This window comes from Prosthecobacter sp. (assembly GCF_044236155.1).
GTDB lineage: Bacteria > Verrucomicrobiota > Verrucomicrobiia > Verrucomicrobiales > Verrucomicrobiaceae > Prosthecobacter.
In genome coordinates this window covers 23,262-39,219 of record NZ_JBIIHA010000012.1, presented here as the reverse complement: position 1 = coordinate 39,219, position 15,958 = coordinate 23,262, and the positions used below count along the sequence as shown (strand labels likewise).

Here is a 15,958-nt window from a genome sequence, read left to right as displayed (position 1 = left end):
TGCGAAATGACGTTGGGGGCCGCAAGACAGGCCAAATCGAAGGCGATTTGCTTCCACCACCATGAACCGCCGCACTTTCTTCCACCAAACGTTCGCGCTCGCCGCGGTGTCTGCCCTGCCGAAACTCCGCGCTGCTAATGCGGCGCAGAAGAAGCTAAAAGTCGCCGTCGTGGCGCTGGGTCGCGGCATGGGGCATGTGCAGGCGCTGCTGAAGCTGCCGAACGTGGAGATCGCGTATCTGGCCGAGGTGGACCCGAAACGCCTCGAAAGCGGCCTGAAGGTGGTCAATGACACGCAGAAGGTGTCCTGCGTGGGCGTGAAGGATTTCCGCACCATCCTCGATGACAAGACGCTGGATGCCGTCTTCATCGCCACACCGAATTTCTGGCACACACCAGCCGCGCTGCTGTGCATGCAGGCCGGGAAGCATGTGTATGTCGAAAAACCCGGCAGCCAGAACGCGCATGAGGCGGAGATGATCGTGGCCGCATCGAAGAAATACGACCGCCTGGTGCAGATGGGCAACCAGCGCCGCACGTGGATGAAGGACGCCATCGCCGCGCTGCATGACGGAGCGATCGGCACGGTGCGTTTTGGGCGCGCTTTCTATTACAACACACGCAAAAGCGTCGCGGTGAATGAAAAGCCCGCTCCGGCCGATCTCGACTTCAATTTATGGCAGGGACCGGTGCCGGATGATGCGAAGCATGACATCAAAGGCATCGCGCACTACGACTGGCATTGGTTCTGGCACTGGGGCAACGGCGAGCTCGGCAACAACGGCATCCACTCGCTCGACATTCTGCGCTGGGGCCTCAAAGGCGAGTATCCGCTGCGCGTGACCTACAACGGCGGGCGCTACTTTTACGACGATGCACAAGAAACGCCGGACACCGGCACGGCGGTCTATGATTTCGGCCATGCGGGCTGCGAGTGGGTGCAGAGCAGCTCCCATCCACGTGCGGCGGAAAAGCCGCTCGGTGAAGTGATGTTTTACGGCGACAAAGGCACCATGGCCATCGCCCGTGACTCATGGACGAACTACGACCTGAAAGGGGTCGAAATGAGCAAAGGCAAAGGTGCTGGTGGCGGCGATCCCGCGCACATCGGCAACTTCCTCGATGCGATCCGAGGCGAGGCGAAACTGAACAGCCCCATCGAAGAAGGTCAGAAGAGCACGATGATGTGCCACCTGGGCAACATGGCCTACCGCACGAACACGGTGGTGAAATGCGATCCCAAGACCGGCAAGATCCTCGACAACGCCGAGGCGATGAAGCTCTGGGGCCGCGAGGGCTATCGCAAGGGCTGGGAAGTGAAGATCTGACGTATGTCGGGCACTCCTGCCCGACGCTCAGCGCATTCTCTGCGCTCCACCGCACCAAACTGACGGACAGCAGTGTCCGTCCTACTACTTCACGCGCTCTTTGAGGATTTCGCGGAAAGGTTTGCCGTCGAGACTCAAATCCGCCAGCACGGCGCGACCTTCGAGCACGCGCACCTCGGCAATGATGCCTTTCGTGCCGCGGATGTTCTCGGCGAACCATTTGTCGGCCTCGGGGGCGAGCTTTTCGTTGATGTAGAAGCGGTCGAAGGGCCACTGGAGGGTGGCTTCTTTGTTGTAGATCCAGCGTGCGCGCACGCGCATCCAGGTGCCAGTCGTGGGCGGTGTGGTCGAGAGGCCGGTGATCGTGGAGAGGCCGTCCGCTCCCGGCGTGAGAGTGACGTAAACCTGCGCGCCTTGATGAATCTTTACATCATCCGGCACCGTGACCTTGCTCTGCTCCGGACGCACGGCGAGGAAACGGCCGCGCAGCGGGTCGTAGGGGTCGGGCGCGGCGCATTTGAGCTTGATGAGCGTGCCATGGGCGAGCGTCTGCTCGTGCGTCCAGATTTGTGCGAGCGGCAAGGCCCACTGCGCGAGCGCGGCGAGGGCGAAGATGATGAAGGAAAGCGTTTTCATGCGGAAGGAAGCGCGGGCTGGCGATGACGGCGGCTCATGAGGAGATTGAAGGCCAGGAAGGCGACACCGACGATGATGAAGCCGATGCCTTTGGCGAGGAGGGAGAAATGACTGTCCGCCATGCGCAGGATGATGAGCACGGAGAGCAGCAGCGCGCCAAAACGTGGCGCGCCGCGCCTGCCGCTGAAGTCGAGCAAGATGAGCGTGAGGCCGATGGCGGCGAGATGCAGCGTGAACACCCAGGACAGCAGCCGCTCGAAGGGAAACGCCAGCAGCGGCAGCAGCGAGATGGAGGCGATGGACAGCACGGCCCACCGGCGTCTTTTCAGTGCCAGCAGCACAAACACCGCGAGCACGGCCAGCAGGCCCCAGCACCACGGCAGATGCAGCGCGTGCTTCATGCCCCCGGTCAGTTCATCGCTGATGTCACGGAACGTCGCGGCCAGTCCATAGCCGAAGAGCCAGAGAGATCCGAGCACGACCTGCGGTTTGCGACATGTGGGCTCTTCAAAGGCAGCCTGATTGAGCGGGAAGAGCGCGAATGCGGCGGCAGTCAGTGTCCAAAGCCACATCGCGGTCTCAAATTGGAAATTGAGGAAGCGGGCGGATTTCTCACACACAAAAACGGCCGCGCTGCACAGACCGAAAATGGCGCTGATCGTCATCACCCACCGCACGGAAACTGACAGCGCCTGCTTCGGCGGCCAGCCGGGCCAGAAGGGTAGCAGGCCAAGCAGCAGCGCCGGATAAAGCAGCGGGCTGTCGTGCCACAGATTGCCATGCTCGATCTGGTTCACGCTCCACACCGCGATGGCGATGAGATAAAAAATCGCCACGGCATGCGAGCGCATCACCCAGACCAGCGGCAGGCTCAAAAGCATCCACCAGAAGAGGAAGTCCGGCCATTCACCGCCCAGATTGTAGATTTGCGAGACAATCGCGATGCATGCGCCTGTGGCGAGAGCCTGGAGCAGCGCCGTCGTCTCGCGCACCCAGGCCGCGGCGGCATCGCCACGCTGCAACACCCGAAAACTGGCGATCTGTGTCATCAGTAGCGGCAGGAAGGCGAACAGCAGCCGCACGGGCCGCGAAAAGTCATCCCAGTTGTAGCCGATCACCGCGATCAAACCCGCGCCGATGAGCAGCGCGCCGAGTGATCCCATGATGATCTGCGCGATTCCCGGCTGTGAATCCGCCGCCTCCTGCTGCGCCGTGTGCCTTTCACGCAACGTGCGCGCCGCGTCGGTGGTAAGAAGGCCGTCACGCTCCCACTGCGGGAGTTGTTCGAGGAGCCAGCGGTGGTGCGAATTCATGGTGGTAGAAGAATGAGTGCGCCAAGTTTGAGGGAGACGGCATCGAGTGGCGAATTGATATCCTCGATGGGTGGATTGAGGAAGTTGATCCACGCGGCGCACATGGGGCCATTTCGTCAGAACGGCTGCAGCATGGCAAGAAGAAAGGCGGAGGGGGTGCCTCCGCCTTGGAAATAATCAAAGATCACGCACAGAGGATCGCCTTCGGCTCGCTTCGCGAGGTGCGGACCACTTTGGCCGGCTCACTTCGCCTCAGGCTTGATCTTGCCTTTGTCTTCGAGCGTGTGCTTGAACTTCTCGGTCTTCGGGGTCACGACAGCGCGGACATAGCCTTGCTCGGGATTGCGGGCCTGGAAGTTCTGGTGGTAGTCCTCGGCGGGGTAGAATTTCTTCAGCGGGGCGATCTCGGTGGCGATGGGGTCTTTCCACTTCTTCTGCGCCTCGGCCTTCGAAGCTTCGGCGATCTTCTTCTGCTCTTCGCTGGTGTAGAAGATGGCGGAGCGGTACTGCGTGCCGTAGTCGTTGCCCTGATAGGGCGTGCCTTTGGGCAGGAGCTTGCCATGCTTGACCATTTCTTCCTTGGTCACGCTGGTGGGATCGTGCGCGTCCCAGAAGAGCTCGATGATCTCTTTGTAAGTGGTGACGGCGGGGTCGAACTCGATCTGGATGACCTCGGCGTGGCCGGTTTCACCGGTGCAGATGTCTTCATAAGTTGGGTTTTCCGTTTTGCCGCCGGCGTAGCCGCTGACGACTTTCTTGACGCCTTTGACGAGGAGGTATTGCGCCTCGACGCACCAGAAGCAGCCGCCGCCGATGACGGCGATCTCAGTTTTGGCGGCAGGGGCGTCAGCAGCTTGGGTGGTGAGGGAGGCCATGAGGGCGAGCAGCAGGGTGGTGAGGATTTTCATGACGTGGATACGAACGAATAGGGCGGTGGAGTCAATCATCCGTTGTTTGAGACGTGAAACTTTCGACGGAATTCCCGGAAACCGGTGATGAATGGCCGAAAGAGAGAAAAAGTAGCAAAAAGGCAGAGTCCTGATGCAGCTCGTCTTTTTTCATCTCTTTTCTCTCTTTCGGCCAACTGTATTCTGATCTCATGGATGAAATCTCGACTCTCTGCGCCCGTGTGGGTGAAACAAAGCTGCGGGCGATGGTGACGGCGTTTTACCGGCGGGTGCGGGAGGATGACCTGATCGGCACGATGTATCCGCCAGACGATTGGGCGGGCGCGGAGAAGCGGCTGGCGGATTTCATCGTGTATCGCTTCGGCGGGCCGCAGACCTACATCGAGGAGCGCGGACATCCACGTTTGAGAGGACGACACATGCCTTTCTCTATCGGTGAAGCGGAGAGGGACCGCTGGCTAATGCTGATGGGCGAGGCGATGCAGGAGGTCGAGCTGCCTGAGGATGCGGCACCAGTGATCGCTGAGTTCTTCACTCAGGTGGCGGACATGATGCGGAACCGCCCAGGGTGAATCGCCGCTTGTCAGGCGGTGATGCCACAGGAAGGTGTGAGAATGAAACAAAAATGGCTTCTCACCTTGGGCGCGGCAGCCCTGTTGCCGGCATGTGTAATTCTGGATGTGACGCAGCTCAGCAACGAGCCGGTGGATTTCGTGGCGGATGTGAAGCCCGTTTTGGAGTCACGCTGCCTGGAGTGCCATCACAGCCGTTATGTTTTCGCCGGACTGAACCTCGAAACGAAAAAGCTGGCGATGAAAGGCGGGCGCAGCGGACCGGTGATCGTGCCTGAAGCGCCGCACCAAAGCCTGCTCTACAAAGTGCTGCTGCTCGGGCATGAGAACCCGGTGGCGATGCCGCCAACGCCGGAACGACTGGAGCGCGAGCAGGAACAGATCATCCACGACTGGATCAAGCAAGGCGCGCCATGGCCGGAGGGCGTGCGTCTGGTGCCGCCGCAGGATTGGACAAAATCTCGCTCATAACACCGCATGGACAAAGCCCCCGTTCTGCTTCTGGCCCCGCTGCCGGAATTTCTGCTACAGCCGCTGCTCGCAGCCTATGAATGCCATGATTACTTTCATGCGAAGGACAAGGACGCGTTGCTGGCCGGGGTGGGTGCGCAAATTCGCGGCATTGTGATGGCGGGCGGCAGTGTCTCACCCGTGGCTTTGCTGGAGCGGCTGCCGAATCTGCAAATCATCAGCGTGTTTGGCGTGGGTTATGACGGTGTGCCGGTGGACTGGTGCCGCGCGCATGGCGTGCGTGTGACGAACACGCCGGACGTGCTCACAGAGGACGTGGCGGACACGGCGAGCGCGCTGGTTTTGATGACAAGCCGGAACTTGATCATGGCGAACCGGTTTCTGCAGGCGGGTGCATGGCTGAAAGGGCCGTTTCCACTGGCGCATGCCGTTCGTGGGAAGCTGGCGGGCATCGTGGGCCTCGGGCGCATCGGCAAGGCGATCGCGCACCGGCTCGAAGCGCACGGGATGCGCGTGGCGTATCACGGACGCGCGCGGCAGGACGTGACATGGGATTATTTTGATTCCCTCCTCGAACTGGCCAAGGCGGCTGACTTTCTGATCGTGGCCTGTCCGGGCGGAGCGGCGACGAGGCATCTCGTCAACGTGGACGTTCTGGCAGCGCTGGGCGCCAAGGGCACGCTGATCAACATCGCACGTGGTTCCGTAGTCGATGAAGCGGCGCTGATCGCGGCTCTGCAAAGCGGCATGATTCGCGGCGCGGGGCTGGATGTGTTTGAAAACGAGCCGCAGGTGCCGCAGGCGCTCATGGACTGCGAAAACGCGGTGCTGCTCCCGCATCTCGGCAGCGGCACGCACGAGACACGACGCGCGATGGCGGCGCTCGTGGTGGACAATCTGGCCGCGCATTTCGGCGGGAAAGCCCTGCTGACGCCGGTTTGTTAAGATCACGCGCTCATGGCCGAAAGGCTGCTTGCCCTTCATCGCGGAACCATTACTACAATCGCATGTTCAAACTCATCCTCGGAGCGTTTCTGACCGCCGTCGCCGTTTTCGCCTGGGAGGCGATTTCTTGGACGGTGCTGGGTTGGCATGAGAACGGATACCGGTCGTTTAGCGACGAATCGGCGGTCGCCGAAGTGATCAAGGCCAACGTGACCTCCGGCCACGGCATCTACGTGCTACCCGCGATGGACGAGCCGCCCAAAGTCGCCACGGCCGAGGAAAAGAAGGCGTTCGAGGAGAAACAAACAAAGGCGCTGGAGAAAGGCCCCTATGTTTATGCGATCATTCGTCCGGGCAAAGGCGAGATCACGATGGGAACGAACATGATTTTGAGCTTCATCCGGAGTTTGATCTGCGCCTTTTTGATCGCCGCGCTGCTGAACCAAGTGGCGTTGTTTTATCCGGCCCGCATCGCGTTCGTGGCGGCTGCGGGACTGTTCGCGGGCCTGACGTGCGACCTGCCGATGTGGATCTGGATGGAGAATCCCGGGCGTGATACCATCGTGAACATCGCCGATCATCTGATCACCTGGGTCATCGGCGGCGCGGTGCTGGGACTGTTCGTGGGCCGCGAGCCGGTGCTTGATCGCCACGGGCACGATCATTGAATCCAAAGGTCATCCATTCGTGATTCCAGCCGTCTTCAAAACGGCGGCAGCGACTTGCTCGGGTGCGATCTTTGTCATGCACTCGTAGTGTCCGAAGGGGCATTCGCGCTCGAAGCACGGACTGCACGGTACTTTGTGTTGAATCACCGTGTGGCGGTCGCCGAGCGGACCGGTTTCTATCGGGCACGTCGAACCGAAGATGCTCACGGTCGGAATGCCGAGCGCGGCGGCCAGGTGCATGGTGCCGGTGTCGTTCGTGAGCAAGAGCTGGCATTGGCGCAGCTTTGCGATGAGCTCGGAGAGGCGTGTTTTGCCGACGAAGTTCTCATGCGGTGCCTGCAGCATCCCGGAAAGCTTCTCCCCCATCTCCTTCTCCCCAGGCGCGCCGAACAACTCCCAGCGGAACTGCGCATGCCGTGCGGAGATTTGATTCACAACCTCGGCGAAGCGCTCCAGCGGCCAGTGTTTGGCAGGGCCGTATTCCGCGCCAGCGCAGACACCGACGCGGATCGTGCCATCTGTCGATGCGGGCGGCGAACCGGCGTCCCACAGGCCGGGCTGATCGACATCCGCGCCGATTTCCTTCGCGATGTGCAGGTAGCGATGCGCATGGTGCTGCTTCGCGCCGCCCGTTGCCGGTTCCCGGATGATCTGGTTGAGCAGCTTCACCCGGAAGGAGCCTTTGTAGCCCACGCGGCGCGGAATGCCCGCAAGCCAGATTTCCAGCGTGCTGCGGGTGGAGTTGGTGCAAAGCACGGCGGCATCAAAGTGCATGCCCGAGGCCTTGATGCGGCGTGCGACGGCGAACCAGCCTTCCTTCGCCGGTTTGGCGATGTAGCGTGAGACCTCGGGCATCGAAAGCCAGAGTTCCTCGAGCTTGTCCGGCCCCAGAACGGTGATCTTCATGTCCGGACGACCGCGTTTGATCGCACGCACCATGGGGAAGGCCATGCAGGCGTCACCAAGCCAGTTCGGGCTGCGGATGAGCAGCTCAAACGGCTGCAAACGGCTCATGTCATAGCCTTGCGGGAAGGCAGCGCCACGACGGTAACTGGAGTTCGTGAGCAGGAAGTAAGGGTTCGGCAGTTTCCAGCGGTTGTGAACCCAGAACCAGCATTCCGGCTGCTCACGGACGAGCCGCTCCACCGCGACATTGATCGCGACGGTCAGGCTCTCCGCGGACGAGTCTGTCGATTTTACTTCTGGCGCGCAGACGAGCCGCCAGCGGGCGGGGCCGTCATTGTAAACCATCATGGGCAGCACCGCGGCATCCGTGCGCATCGCCATAAGCGCGGCGATGGTGGTGGTCGAGGCCAGCCGGTCAAAAAAGGGACACCATAGTCCTTGATAACCCGCGTGTTGATCCACGAGCACGCCGATCTGGCCGGCCTCACGCATGAATTTCATCGGGGCGTTGAAGCCCTCCTGCCGGTCGAACAAGGTGTAGCCTAGCTTCTCACGACGGCGCAGCACCAGCGAGTTGAGCCACGGGTTGCGCAGCGCCTGGTAGATGGCGCCGGCCTTGTGGCCGCGCACATACATGGACGGCACCTGGGTCAGGATCTCCCAGCAGCTCGCATGCAGCACCAAGTTCAGGATGGGTCGCTTCCCGTCATCGAAAGCCGCCTGAGCTCTTTCGGTTCCTTCGGAACGCACATGCCGGCAGATCTCGGCCTCGTTCATGAGCGGTAGCTTGAATCCGCACAGCAAGTTGGCGAAGAGGCTTTTGAAATGCTCGCGAGCGATGCGACGGCGCTCAGGCTCGCTTTTCTCCCGGCCAAAGGCGATGCGCAAGTTGTTCAGAGCGAGCTTGCGATACTTGCCTGCGACGAAATAGGCCACCGTGCCGAGAAAACGCCCGATCCACCAGATGGCGGTCAATGGCAGCAGCTTCAAGACACCTTCCACGCACCGGATCAGCGCATAGACCAGCCACTGTCCGGCGCGTGTGAGAAAACTTGGGGATTTCGCAGCGCTGCCCATGATTTTTCTATGCCGCAGCGCCTCCGCCAGCGCAACCGTTCGTGCGAGATCGTCTTTGAGCTCAGCGTTTCGGCTCACATGAGACTAGTTGCCATTTTCTTCCTGACGGCATCGTGCCTTTGCGCCGCGGCATCGAAGCCGAACTTCGTGTTCATCATCGCGGATGACCTCGGCTGGGCAGATTTGGCCTTTCACGGCGGCAAAGCGCCGACACCACATCTCGACAAGCTCGCTGCCGAAGGCGTGGAGCTCACGCATCACTACGTCGCACCCGTGTGCAGTCCGACGCGGACCGGATTGATGACCGGACGCTGCTGGAGCCGTTTCGGCGTCACGACGCCCCAAAATGCCCGCGCCCTGCCCTGGGACACCATCACGCTGCCGCGTGCGCTGAAGACCATGGGCTACGACACCTGCATCACCGGCAAATGGCACCTCGGCTCGAAATCCGAATGGGGACCGAATCATTTTGGCTTCGACCACAGCTACGGTTCGCTCGCCGGCGGCGTCGGACCTTATGACCACCATTACAAGAAGGGCGAATTCTCCGAGACTTGGCACCGGAACGAAAAGCTCCTCACTGAAACCGGCCATGTGACCGATTTGATCGCCAAGGAGGCCTGCGAGTGGCTTTCCCAGCGCACGTACGCGCCGTTCTTTCTCTACGTTCCCTTCACCGCCGTGCATCTGCCGGTCAAGGAACCTGCGGAGTGGCTGGCAAAGGTTCCCGAAGGCATCATCGGCGAAGTGGCGCGTCACTACGCCGCCTGCATCATGCACTTGGATGATTCGGTCGGAAAAATCATCTCCACCCTCGAAAAAACCGGACGCCGGGAGAACACGCTGCTCGTCTTCACCAGCGACAACGGCGGCAGCACGGCGGAGAACAACGGGCAGACCTATCCACCTGACGAATACCCCGACGGACCGCTCCCTGGCAGCAACAAGCCGCTCCGTGGCGAGAAAGGAAGCGTTTATGAGGGTGGCACGCGTGTGCCATGCATCGCTAGCTGGCCCGGAAAACTGAAAGCGGGCCAGCACGCCGCTCCGGTGCAGATCATCGACTGGATGCCGACGTTTTGTGCTTTGGCAGGCTTTAAGCCGGAGAAGGATCTGAAATGGGACGGCTTCAATCTCTGGCCGCAGCTTGCGGAAGGAGCGCCCCCGTTGACGCGGACGATTTACACCGTGGCACCCGGTTTTAAATCACGCTCGTTACGCTGCGATCCATGGAAACTCGTGGTGCATGCTACCGGCCAAAAAACGAAGTGCGAACTCTACAACATCGTCGCCGATCCAAACGAGACCCGTGATCTCGCCGAACAGAATCCGGATGCACTCGCCGCCATGAAAGAACGTCTCGATGACGTGTCCCGTGCGGACAACGACGCGGTGGCCAAGGATTGAGAGCCCGCCGCCAACAAAAAACGGGCGGCGCATGCGCGCCGCCCGTCGGTGAAACGTGAATGTTTTGAATCGGCCTATTTCTCCACCCAGCGCACCGCTTCCATGAGCAGTTCGCGTGCGGAGGCGAGACCGAGCTTCTGGCGGATGTTCGCCTTGTGAGCATCGACGGTCTTGGCGCTGAGGCTGAGCTTTTCAGCGATGCTGTGGGAATCGAAGCCGCGTCCGACCATTTCGAAGATCTCGAGCTGGCGGTCGCTGAGCATGCGGGCGGGCTCACCACGGGAGCCGCCACGCGGACCACCGCCGGAGACGATGCTGCCGAGCAGGGAAGCGCTGAAGAAGAAGGAACCTTGGGCGACTTGGCGCAGACCCTGAAGCACGCGTGTGCTGGGCTCGCCCTTCATCACATAGCCCATGGCACCAGCACGCAGGCAGCGTTCGGCATAGACATTCTCGTCGTGCATTGAGTAAACGAGGATCTGCATCTCAGGATGGCTGGCCTTGAGCTTTTTGATGAGATCCACGCCGCTACGGTCCTTGAGTGTGATGTCGAGCACCACGACCTCGGGCTTCAGTTTGGCGATTTGTTGCAGCGCCGTGTTGGCGTCTTCCGCGCTGCCGATGACCTGCATGTCCTCCTGCTGGTCGATCAGTTTCTTAAGCCCTTCGATAACGATGGGATGGTCGTCTAGAATATAGATTTTGCTTTTCACAGTGAAGCTAGCAGACTCATTTTGAAAGTAATGTCAAGCCGACGTTCTTAAGAACGACCGACGTCCCCGAGCTACCTCATTCTGTTTCAGGGCGGGAGCGGATAAAAACTTCCCCAAGATCGTTTCGGGACCGTCGTGAAGTACTGGAACACCCTGTCTGCCATGAAACGTCTCATCCACTCCGACACTGTCGTCCCCGGCTTTCAAATCGCCCCCATGATCGATGTCGTCTTCGTCATCATGCTTTTCTTCATGGTGATGGTAGGCACCGTGAAGATAGAGCACGAATTGAATACGAAACTGCCCGGTCCGCATGACCCCCGGCTAAAAACTCCCTTTCCCGATGCCGAGATCACCATCGGCATTCTTGAAGACGGCACCGTCACCCTGAATGAAGAAGCATTCGACTCGCCCCGTGAAAAAACGCTGCCGTCGCTCACAGCCACGCTGCGCCGTCTGGCCGAATCCTCGGCGCGTCAGCAGCAGACAGTTCTCGCCACTGTTCAAGCGGAGGAACAAGCCACCTACGAACGCGTGATTGACGTGCTCAACTCACTCCATCAGGCACAGATTCAAAACGTCACCTTCACCGTCGGCACGCAGCCGCTTTGAACCGAGCACGACAGGCTTCCACAGCAAGGCGCGTTTTGTGCGCATGCCGCGCCATCTTCTACTCCTGCTATTCGCGTCCTCCGCCTTCGCCCAGATGGCCAACCGCCCTCCTGCGCCGCTGTGGCTGCAAGATGAGATGAACGAGCAGGTCACTTACACAAAGGAAGTCCAGCATCAGGGCAAGTTGCTAAAGGCCGTGCTTTTAACCGCATGCAACGCACCGCATGAGATTCTTGTGGATGGCAAAGTCATCGCCAAAAAAGGTCTGGCTGAGGACGCCGCCACCGGCACGGATCTCACGAGGCAACTCGGCGACGGCAAAACGCATCAAATCGGCATTCGTGTGCTAGGTAAGGCGCTGACCGCCGCGCTGCTCGAACTCAACGGCGACCTTGCCGCCGTGCGCTGGATCGTCACCGATGACTCGTGGAAAAACGCGCACGTCATCGGCTCCACCGATGCTGATCCTGCAAAGAACCCCTTCGACCTGAAGAAGACCTTCGACGCCTACAACTCCTGGCAGCTCGCCAAGCCCGGCGCGCAGAACCAGGCGACCGATCCGTCCACACTCACCTTGCTGCCCGGCTTCAAGGCGGAACTCATCCGCTCCGCGCAGCCCGGCGAGGATTCGTGGGTGTCGATGGCCTTCGATCCACAAGGGCGCATCACGCTGGGCAAAGAAAAGAAGGGCCTGCTGCGCCTCACAATCAGCGGCAGCGGCGATCAGAAGGTCGAAACCATCGACGACGAGCTGCTGGAGTGCCGCGGGCTGCTCTACGCGCACGGTTCCCTTTTCGCGAACGCCAACAACACCAAGGCGCTCTTCCGCCTCACCGACAAAGACGGCGACGGCATCTTTGATGAACGCAAAGAACTCATGCGCACCGAAGGTGGCGTCGGCCACGGCCGCAATCACATCAAACTCGGTCCCGATGGCGACATCTACGTCGCGCATGGCAACAACGTCCTCCTGCCGAAGAACATCGATCCCGACTCGCCGCTGAGAAACTACGCCAACGACCAGCTCATCCCGAATCCTTGGGACAGCAGCATGTTCGACGGCAACGTCGAGCTCCCCGCCGGCCACATCCTGCGTGTGAAGCCGGACGGGTCAAAAATCACGCTCCCGGCCGGCGGCCTGCGCAATCCGCTCGACATCGCGTTCAACCAGGAAAACGAATTGTTTACCTTCGACGCCGACATGGAGCGCGACGTCGGCACGCCATGGTACATGCCCACCCGCGTGCTGCATGTCGTTGCCGGAGCCGATTTCGGCTGGCGTCGCGGCACCGGTCGTTATCCCGCGTGGTATGCCGACACGCTGCCGAGCGTGATCGACATCGGGCTGTCCTCGCCGACGGGGATTTACTTCGGCTATGGCGCGGAGTTCCCGAAAAGGTATCGTGAGGCGCTCTACATCCTGGACTGGAGCTACGGACGCATCATCGCGGTGCATTTGAAGAATACCGGAGTCACTTACGCGGCCACGCAGGAGGATTTTGTGACGGGGAGACCTCTCAACGTCACGGACGGCTGCATCGGCCCCGATGGCGCGATGTGGTTCATCACGGGTGGTCGCGGGACGCAGAGCGGCTTGTATCGTGTCACAGCCACATTGCCCGGAGAGTCAGCAGTCCCTGTCGAATCCAAGACGTCTGATAAACGCTTTGTAGAGCATCAAAAGCGTCTCGCGCTCGAAAGCCGCCCTGTGCCCGAATGGCGCATGAAGGCCCTCCAATCCGGCCACATGCACGAGCTGCTCGCACTTGCCCGCGTTGGCGAAAAAGCCGATTTGGAGCCGATTCTCTCCGCAGTGATTAAATCCGCACCGAAACCAACGCTCGATGCCCTCCGTGTCATCGCCGTCGCGATTTCACGTCACGGCGAACCTGCTCAAAAAGACAAGCTGCATGCCTGGGCTGCTTATCCAGCCCACGACACCTTCCTCAACCGCGAACTCTGTCGCCTGCTCGTCTATCTCAAATCACCAACGGTCATCGAGAAGACGATGCCATTGCTCAAAGCGGCCACGACGTCGGAAGATCTGCTGTTTTACCCGTTCATGCTGCGCTACTTGAAGGACGGCTGGACGCTGGAGCAGCGGAAGGTCGTGTTCGAGGCGCTGAACAAGGCGGAGAAGATGAATGGTGCCTCGACCTTCTTCAAAGCGATCGCGGACACGCGCAGCGAGCTGGCGGCAGCGTTGAAGCCGGAGGAGGCGGTGAAACTCGCCGCGCTGATCAATCCGCCGAAGCCCGTGGCGCTCTCGCCGCATGCGCTGCCGGGCCACACGTTCAAAAACTGGAAGCTGGAGGACCTGGAGCCGCTGCTGGCGAAGATGGACGCGAAGACGCGCAATCGAGACAGCGCCAAGGACGCGTTGATCCGCACGCAATGCGTGTTCTGCCATCGCGTGAGCAACGATCCATCGCTGCCAGCGGGCGTCTTCGGGCCGGACCTCACGCAGGTGTCGGCACGGTTTGGCCGGAAGGACCTGCTCGATCACATTTTGAATCCCTCGAAGTTCATCGATGAGAAGTTCCGCCTCGTGACGGTGAAGACGAGCGACGGGAAGACGATCAGCGGCAGCCTGGAGAGCGAAGACGACGAGCGTGTGGTGCTGAAGCCGAATCCGCTCGCGCCGGAGACGAACGAGATCGCGAAGGCGATGATCAAGGAGCGCACGATCTCCGAAACCTCGCCGATGCCCTCCGGTTTGCTCAATGCGCTGAAGGCGGAGCAGATTCTCGATCTGCTGGCATGGTTCGAGACGATGAAATGAGCCTGGCGGCGGCCTGCTGGCATTTTTTCATTGTGGTCTGAAGGCTTGCACGCTTAAATATGCGCCATGTTCGCCGCCGCACGCTGGTTGATGGTGCTGGGCCTGATGGTTTCCATCGGGCTGCACACCGTCGTCATCCAGTCCGCCGCATGGGCCGGTATGTTGGTTTCCTACAGCATGCAAAGCGGTTCCGTCGTCCAGGCGGTGAGCGAGACCTTCGACGGCGAGCATCCATGCGCGCTGTGCAAACTTGCCCAGCAAGAGGCTGAAAAAGAATCCACCAGCGGCCAGCAGGCGCCAAAAGCCGATGGCAAGATCAAGCTGCACCTCATCGCGCAGATCATGCCCGCCATCGTCATCAGCGCTCCGCCGCCGATCGCCTTCACCACCGCCGCCGAAGCGCGGCTTTGTGTTTTGCATCACACGCCGGACACGCCGCCGCCCCGGCGACTGACGGCCTGAGTCACGAATACACGACCGCACTCCTGTGGTCGTGATTGATATCGCGCACGGGCCGCATCCTCCATCGACGGCAGCATCATGCGCAGGCAGACGGGCCTGCATGCATTCCACGCATGACTGCCGTGGAGGCTCTTTCTGGAGAGCAGAGTTCGAGGCGAAAGCCTCGTTTCTTCAGACGCCTCCGTCCGGCCGTTTTCCGGGCGGGGGCGACAAATTTCCGATCCACGCATCACCCGCATGGATTTGAACCGCAAACACCACACCCGACACACCACACCGATGAAAAAATCAGCACTCACCCTCCTGTTCGTCGCCGCCAGCCTCGGCGCTGCTACTGCCGATGACACTGTCAAAGAGGCGATGAAAAAGTACTTCAAGCCCGAGGGCGCTCTCGCCAAGAAGGCCGGCACCAAGGGCGGTGCCACCGCCGATGAGCTCGCCGAACTGCTCAAATGCTATGAAGCCCTGGCCAAAGCCAAGCCCTCCAAGGGTGATGACGCTTCCTGGGCGGCGAAAACCGGTGCCTTGATCGAAGGCGTGAAGAAAGCTCAAAAGGACCCCGCGGATGTGGGTGATCTAAAGAAGGCCACCAACTGCAAGACCTGCCACGACGTCCACAAGGGCAAATAACATCTCCCACGCATCTCCGGCGGCTCTGCGCACGCATGCCAGGCCGCCGGAGCTCTCTGTTTCATGTTCCGCCAGCTCGCACGCTCTCTGCTTGTCGCCGCCCTGATGTTCTCCATCGGGCTGCACTGGGTCGTGCTGCAGTCCGCCGCGTGGGCGGGCATGATTGTCAGTTATTCCGTTCGTGAAGGCTCACTGGTCACTGGCTTGAGCCAGACCTTCGATGCGGAGCATCCCTGTGCGCTCTGCGACGCGGTGGCGTTCGGGATGAAGCAGGAAAAAAAAGATTCACGGCAGAAGCAGGAGCCGCAAAAGAAGCTCCTGCTGGCGATTGTCATTCTCGAGCGGCCGTTCATCGCCGTTCCACCTTCACAAAATTCTAAGGTGGAGATGATGAAGATGTTCGCGCCTGAGCGCGATTTGCGCCCACCCTTCCCGCCGCCACGACGCGGCGTCGCGTAAAAACCCATCTTCTCGTTGGTTGAGGCACCCCCGGACGCATCGCGCGTCCATGCGCAGTCTGGCACCTCGA

16 protein-coding genes are annotated in these 15,958 nt (G+C 60.6%); 11 read left to right on the top strand and 5 right to left on the bottom strand.

Translation table 11 applies throughout. From position 1 onward, the window contains the following. Nucleotides 1-61 precede the first annotated feature (61 nt). Entirely contained in the window at nt 62-1,327 is a 1,266-nt protein-coding gene (locus ACILSE_RS12120; RefSeq protein ID WP_395717658.1) for a Gfo/Idh/MocA family protein, read from the top strand. A gap of 84 nt (nt 1,328-1,411) precedes the next feature. On the opposite strand, the gene ACILSE_RS12115 is transcribed toward ACILSE_RS12120, so the two are convergent. From ACILSE_RS12115 to msrA, 3 genes are all read right to left on the bottom strand, one after another. Then, a complete protein-coding gene (locus ACILSE_RS12115) occupies nt 1,412-1,963 on the bottom strand; it encodes a GDYXXLXY domain-containing protein (RefSeq protein WP_395717657.1) in 552 nt (183 codons plus the stop codon). Further along, nucleotides 1,960-3,276 carry a DUF2157 domain-containing protein gene (locus ACILSE_RS12110; RefSeq protein ID WP_395717656.1) on the bottom strand — a complete coding sequence of 439 codons (1,317 nt, stop codon included), beginning with the start codon at nt 3,274-3,276 and terminating at the stop codon, nt 1,960-1,962. The genes ACILSE_RS12115 and ACILSE_RS12110 overlap by 4 nt, the downstream gene beginning before the upstream one ends. A gap of 242 nt (nt 3,277-3,518) precedes the next feature. Then, nucleotides 3,519-4,184, bottom strand: coding sequence for a peptide-methionine (S)-S-oxide reductase MsrA (gene msrA, locus ACILSE_RS12105; protein ID WP_395717655.1), 666 nt, complete (start codon nt 4,182-4,184; stop codon nt 3,519-3,521). Between the two features lie 191 nt (nt 4,185-4,375). On the opposite strand from msrA, the gene ACILSE_RS12100 reads away from it, so the two are divergent. From ACILSE_RS12100 to ACILSE_RS12085, 4 genes are all read left to right on the top strand, one after another. Further along, entirely contained in the window at nt 4,376-4,756 is a 381-nt protein-coding gene (locus ACILSE_RS12100; RefSeq protein WP_395717654.1) for a globin, read from the top strand. Nucleotides 4,757-4,798: 42 nt separating this feature from the next. Then, the gene (locus tag ACILSE_RS12095; RefSeq protein WP_395717653.1) at nt 4,799-5,227 is read left to right on the top strand and encodes a c-type cytochrome domain-containing protein; all 429 of its coding nucleotides are present in this window, start codon (nt 4,799-4,801) and stop codon (nt 5,225-5,227) included. Nucleotides 5,228-5,233: 6 nt separating this feature from the next. Continuing rightward, on the top strand, nt 5,234-6,172 hold the full coding sequence (locus ACILSE_RS12090; protein WP_395717652.1) for a 2-hydroxyacid dehydrogenase: 939 nt from the start codon (nt 5,234-5,236) through the stop codon (nt 6,170-6,172). Between the two features lie 62 nt (nt 6,173-6,234). Continuing rightward, nucleotides 6,235-6,840 carry a hypothetical protein gene (locus tag ACILSE_RS12085; protein ID WP_395717651.1) on the top strand — a complete coding sequence of 202 codons (606 nt, stop codon included), beginning with the start codon at nt 6,235-6,237 and terminating at the stop codon, nt 6,838-6,840. Nucleotides 6,841-6,849: 9 nt separating this feature from the next. Here the strand turns inward: ACILSE_RS12085 and waaF are convergent, their stop codons facing one another. Beyond that, a complete protein-coding gene (gene waaF, locus ACILSE_RS12080) occupies nt 6,850-8,901 on the bottom strand; it encodes a lipopolysaccharide heptosyltransferase II (RefSeq protein WP_395717650.1) in 2,052 nt (683 codons plus the stop codon). Here waaF and ACILSE_RS12075 point away from each other — a divergent pair, their 5' ends adjacent. After that, entirely contained in the window at nt 8,902-10,230 is a 1,329-nt protein-coding gene (locus tag ACILSE_RS12075; protein ID WP_395717649.1) for a sulfatase-like hydrolase/transferase, read from the top strand. A gap of 74 nt (nt 10,231-10,304) precedes the next feature. On the opposite strand, the gene ACILSE_RS12070 is transcribed toward ACILSE_RS12075, so the two are convergent. Continuing rightward, nucleotides 10,305-10,943 (bottom strand): response regulator, encoded by a 639-nt coding sequence (locus ACILSE_RS12070; RefSeq protein WP_395717648.1) that lies wholly within the window; start codon nt 10,941-10,943, stop codon nt 10,305-10,307. Nucleotides 10,944-11,105: 162 nt separating this feature from the next. Between ACILSE_RS12070 and ACILSE_RS12065 the strand changes: the two genes are divergently transcribed. The 5 genes from ACILSE_RS12065 (at nt 11,106) to ACILSE_RS12045 (ending at nt 15,888) form a co-directional block, all read left to right on the top strand. Next, nucleotides 11,106-11,555 carry an ExbD/TolR family protein gene (locus ACILSE_RS12065; protein ID WP_395717647.1) on the top strand — a complete coding sequence of 150 codons (450 nt, stop codon included), beginning with the start codon at nt 11,106-11,108 and terminating at the stop codon, nt 11,553-11,555. A gap of 43 nt (nt 11,556-11,598) precedes the next feature. After that, nucleotides 11,599-14,337, top strand: coding sequence for a hypothetical protein (locus tag ACILSE_RS12060; protein WP_395717646.1), 2,739 nt, complete (start codon nt 11,599-11,601; stop codon nt 14,335-14,337). A gap of 66 nt (nt 14,338-14,403) precedes the next feature. Continuing rightward, the gene (locus tag ACILSE_RS12055; protein WP_395717645.1) at nt 14,404-14,799 is read left to right on the top strand and encodes a hypothetical protein; all 396 of its coding nucleotides are present in this window, start codon (nt 14,404-14,406) and stop codon (nt 14,797-14,799) included. 279 nt (nt 14,800-15,078) lie between these two features. Further along, complete coding sequence (locus tag ACILSE_RS12050) at nt 15,079-15,429, top strand: hypothetical protein (protein ID WP_395717644.1); 351 nt, start codon at nt 15,079-15,081, stop codon at nt 15,427-15,429. 63 nt (nt 15,430-15,492) lie between these two features. Then, complete coding sequence (locus ACILSE_RS12045; RefSeq protein WP_395717643.1) at nt 15,493-15,888, top strand: hypothetical protein; 396 nt, start codon at nt 15,493-15,495, stop codon at nt 15,886-15,888. Nucleotides 15,889-15,958 lie beyond the last annotated feature (70 nt).

Bases quoted from the DNA above. Each gene is read 5' to 3' on its own strand.
- ACILSE_RS12100 (WP_395717654.1), top strand. From the start codon at position 4,376: ATGGATGAAATCTCGACTCTCTGCGCCCGTGTGGGTGAAACAAAGCTG.
- ACILSE_RS12055 (WP_395717645.1), top strand. From the start codon at position 14,404: ATGTTCGCCGCCGCACGCTGGTTGATGGTGCTGGGCCTGATGGTTTCC.
- ACILSE_RS12075 (WP_395717649.1), top strand. From the start codon at position 8,902: ATGAGACTAGTTGCCATTTTCTTCCTGACGGCATCGTGCCTTTGCGCC.
- ACILSE_RS12120 (WP_395717658.1), top strand. From the start codon at position 62: ATGAACCGCCGCACTTTCTTCCACCAAACGTTCGCGCTCGCCGCGGTG.
- ACILSE_RS12110 (WP_395717656.1), bottom strand. From the start codon at position 3,276: ATGAATTCGCACCACCGCTGGCTCCTCGAACAACTCCCGCAGTGGGAG.
- ACILSE_RS12045 (WP_395717643.1), top strand. From the start codon at position 15,493: ATGTTCCGCCAGCTCGCACGCTCTCTGCTTGTCGCCGCCCTGATGTTC.
- msrA (WP_395717655.1), bottom strand. From the start codon at position 4,184: ATGAAAATCCTCACCACCCTGCTGCTCGCCCTCATGGCCTCCCTCACC.
- ACILSE_RS12065 (WP_395717647.1), top strand. From the start codon at position 11,106: ATGAAACGTCTCATCCACTCCGACACTGTCGTCCCCGGCTTTCAAATC.
- ACILSE_RS12095 (WP_395717653.1), top strand. From the start codon at position 4,799: ATGAAACAAAAATGGCTTCTCACCTTGGGCGCGGCAGCCCTGTTGCCG.
- ACILSE_RS12090 (WP_395717652.1), top strand. From the start codon at position 5,234: ATGGACAAAGCCCCCGTTCTGCTTCTGGCCCCGCTGCCGGAATTTCTG.
- ACILSE_RS12115 (WP_395717657.1), bottom strand. From the start codon at position 1,963: ATGAAAACGCTTTCCTTCATCATCTTCGCCCTCGCCGCGCTCGCGCAG.
- ACILSE_RS12060 (WP_395717646.1), top strand. From the start codon at position 11,599: ATGCCGCGCCATCTTCTACTCCTGCTATTCGCGTCCTCCGCCTTCGCC.
- ACILSE_RS12085 (WP_395717651.1), top strand. From the start codon at position 6,235: ATGTTCAAACTCATCCTCGGAGCGTTTCTGACCGCCGTCGCCGTTTTC.
- ACILSE_RS12050 (WP_395717644.1), top strand. From the start codon at position 15,079: ATGAAAAAATCAGCACTCACCCTCCTGTTCGTCGCCGCCAGCCTCGGC.